Below are 3,324 nucleotides of genomic sequence, written 5' to 3' on the forward strand. Positions count from 1 at the left end.
ATAATTAGTCTGCCCACTTCTTCCCATGTGTAACCTCTCCCATCAATAATAATGAGCGGAAGACCTTCTGCGAATTCATCATACTCAATTCGTCCAGCAAAATGATCGTTGGTCAATGATTCATATGGCTGACCGCTTAGAAAAACCTTAGATTCAATATATTTCTCTTTGATTCCTTTTTTTGTTTTCTCAATTAATCTATTGAGCAATTGCTGCTGATCATCCTCCAGTTCACCGTGGACAGCAAAAGTATAACCAAACTCAATATTCTCCTTTGCCTCCATGAAGATTCCAATGGGGTATAATCGAGTCTCTACAAGAAAAGTTCGAACAACTCCTTCAGAATCCTTTAACGAAAAGGATTCCAGCAACTCCTCTAGCTCAACCTCCAGTTCACCAGCCATGTATTCGTTATAACAATCATTACATAAACTCAACTGATCATCTTCTATTGATAGATGTATTTTAGCCTCTCTCAATCCACAAGCATCACACTTAGCCATGGAATTCACCTGCTTTTTTTAACTACATTTTATCATATATGTTATTTATCTATTTTCGACATGGTTCGAGGAATTTCGGGGCGTCACAGTGACCGGTCAGACCATCGTTCCCTGCTCAACACCATATTTAAGGAATCAATCCATTCTCCTTCAAATTCCAGGTCGTTTTGATCGATACTTTCGAGTACAAATCCAGCCTTTTCGTACACTTTCTTTGCTCTCGGATTAAAATCAAATACACTCAAGGTAATTTGATTTAAATTTGTATTCTGGAATACATAATCAATCAATAATTGAGTGGCTTCGGATCCCAGTCCACGGTTTCTCCCTCTTGGACCGATCAGAATTCTAAAATTCATACTATGATCCTTCTCATTATATAAATTGATAACTGCTTCCCCTACTGCTATATTTAGAGACTTGTCCACAATGGCAAGATCAAGCCGGTCCTTCTGCTCATTTCTAGTGCTATACCACTCTATGACTGCTTCTCTGTCGTAATCAGCACTGCTCCCCGTCAGCTTTAAAACTTCAGGGTCCTTTAAACACTCTTCAATAGATGGAAAGTCATCCAGATTAAACGGTCTCAAGATGACTGCCTCACCTATAATAGTTGGTTTTATACTCAAATCCACCACACGAATTCCTCCTGTATAATCACATTATATTGAAATAGATTATTGTTCCTCCACCCAAATTGAATTTAAATGATACACAAATAACTCATAGATTCTTTCTTGGTTCATTCGTTCTTTTTCCATTAAGGCATGTATGGCGACTCCATCAACTAATGCATACAACCGTTCAATTTCCAGATCGATATTTAAGTCTTTACGCAACAGTTTTAACTGGTCCATTGATCGAATAAGCTTGGTCATTCCCTGATAGATCCTATCATGTGGAAGATCCATATTCACTTGCTTATGTCTTGCGTAGCTTATAAACGTAAACCACACTTCCATTTCAGCCAGTGTTTCGGGATTTGTTGGGACAAGCTGCATCAGGATTTTCAATATCATATCTTTTGGAGGTAATTCTTTTACAGCTATTTTTTCTATTCGATCTGTTGCTCGTTCCATAACAAGCTTCATCGCAAATTCAAGCAGTTCATCTTGAGTGGAGAAATAGTGACGTAATGCTCCTAATGAGAGCCCTGCTTCTTTTGCTATATTCCGGACTGTTGCTCCTTCCATTCCCTGTTCAAGAATAACCCTCCATGACGCTTCAGCAATTTGTTTTTTTCTTAGATTATGATCAACTATTTTTGGCATAGTTTTATTTTATCATAAATTGTTTTTATAATACGATTGTATTATTTAAAATCAGATGTTATAATCTTTTTAAATAATACAACTGTATTAAAAAGGAGCTGGATCGTTTGAGTATAGTTGGCTGGATGATTATCTTTTGTGAAGTGATGTTTTGGGTCGTCATCTTATTAGGGTTAGTGACCCGGTATATTTTCAAGAGAAAAAGTCTTGGGTTGTTTTTATTAGCTTTAACTCCCGTCATTGATGTTATCTTGTTACTTACAGCTGGCTTTGATTTGTATCAGGGTGAATCTGCTACATTAGCACATGCCATCGCTGCCGTATATATAGGTGTTTCCCTTTCATTTGGAAAAAGCATGATTGCATGGGCAGACCAGCGCTTTCAATATTACGTTACAAAACAAGGAGAAAAGCCAAGAAAACGCTATGGAATGGATTATGCAAAGCATTACTTGAAAAGCTGGGTTAGACATCTGTTAGCCTATCTAATTGGTGTGGGTATATTAATGGGTTTAATCTTTTGGATTGGTGACCCAGCAAGAACAGAAGCCTTACTGGGTGTAACCAGAATTTGGTCAATCGCTTTGGCAATTGATCTGGTCATTTCAGTTACCTTTTTTATTTGGCCGCCAAAACCAAAGGGGATTTCTTCATCAACCTAACATCATCCGGGCAATTTGATCAGTTACCCCCCAGCATTATGAGGTTATGTTTCATCCAACACTCCTAAAGCGGCAATGAATGTTCTGTCCATAATTGAGTTAACTAACACTTTAAATTAAACGGAATTTTTCCGACCATTTACTGAAAATTGGTCTTTTTCGAGGATTTAAGGGGAGGTTTTCCGGTTATTTAAAAGAAAACCTTACATTTTCATATTATTTAGGGCAATAGGCGGAATTTCTCCGTCTATTTAAGCCCTTTTCAGTGATATTTACTTTATAATCGGAATTTCTCCGTTTATTTTTTAGATTGGGTATTTAATTACTTTAAGCTTTCTACCGTCCAATATTCCTTTTACATTACTTTTCCTTTTTTCTTAGCATCAGCATCTAATCCTGACCCAATCGCAACACCCATTTCCATACCGATTGGCATTCCGAGCGGCATATTATCAAATAAAAGAAATCCTAAAACCAAGCCTATGCTTATACCGAGGGCCAAATATATACCAATATAGTATCCACTAGGAACGAGTTGATGTTTTTTCATTAAATGTGAAGTGATATTTGCTGTCATTTGTCTATGAACCTTTATTTCTTGTGGTGTAAGCTCCTTCGTTTTTGCCTGATTCACCATCTGTAAGAGATGACTTTCTAATTCATCAAAATACTGACGGCATTCTTCACAGTCTGCTGAGAATTCTGCCAATCGATGAATGATCCGGCTGTATTTATCTAATTCCAGCTTTGCGGCTGTTTTTTCGCCAACTTTATTTTTAAGTTCTTCAAGATCAGCCTGGAGCTTGATCACTCTCTCCTCCATAAGATAACCTCCTTCATTACTTTTAATATTGTACAATCCACTGATGCCATTAAAAAATCACTTAT

At 37.1% G+C, this 3,324-nt stretch carries 5 protein-coding genes; 1 reads left to right on the forward strand and 4 read right to left on the reverse strand.

Annotation, left to right across the window (positions count from 1 at the left end; genetic code table 11):
* The 3 genes from OQ279_RS18105 to OQ279_RS18115 form a co-directional block, all read right to left on the reverse strand.
* Positions 1–503, reverse strand: a 503-nt coding sequence (locus OQ279_RS18105; RefSeq protein WP_266071264.1) for a DUF7686 domain-containing protein, incomplete at its 3' end; no start/stop codon positions are given.
* Between the two features lie 83 nt (positions 504–586).
* Entirely contained in the window at positions 587–1,132 is a 546-nt protein-coding gene (locus tag OQ279_RS18110; protein WP_266071265.1) for a GNAT family N-acetyltransferase, read from the reverse strand.
* Between the two features lie 48 nt (positions 1,133–1,180).
* Positions 1,181–1,774: a TetR/AcrR family transcriptional regulator gene (locus tag OQ279_RS18115; protein WP_266071266.1), complete on the reverse strand. Its 594-nt coding sequence runs from the start codon at positions 1,772–1,774 to the stop codon at positions 1,181–1,183.
* Positions 1,775–1,881: 107 nt separating this feature from the next.
* On the opposite strand from OQ279_RS18115, the gene OQ279_RS18120 reads away from it, so the two are divergent.
* Positions 1,882–2,436 (forward strand): hypothetical protein, encoded by a 555-nt coding sequence (locus OQ279_RS18120; RefSeq protein WP_214476975.1) that lies wholly within the window; start codon positions 1,882–1,884, stop codon positions 2,434–2,436.
* Between the two features lie 355 nt (positions 2,437–2,791).
* Here the strand turns inward: OQ279_RS18120 and OQ279_RS18125 are convergent, their stop codons facing one another.
* Positions 2,792–3,295, reverse strand: a complete 504-nt coding sequence (locus tag OQ279_RS18125) for a glycine zipper domain-containing protein (protein WP_266071268.1) — start codon at positions 3,293–3,295, stop codon at positions 2,792–2,794.
* Positions 3,296–3,324: the final 29 nt, after the last annotated feature.

It is taken from the genome of Salinimicrobium profundisediminis, from assembly GCF_026241755.1.
Lineage (GTDB): Bacteria > Bacteroidota > Bacteroidia > Flavobacteriales > Flavobacteriaceae > Salinimicrobium > Salinimicrobium profundisediminis.

What these genes read in the sequence shown, in the direction of transcription:
- OQ279_RS18115 (WP_266071266.1), bottom strand. Translation starts at nt 1,774, where the DNA reads ATGCCAAAAATAGTTGATCATAATCTAAGAAAAAAACAAATTGCTGAA.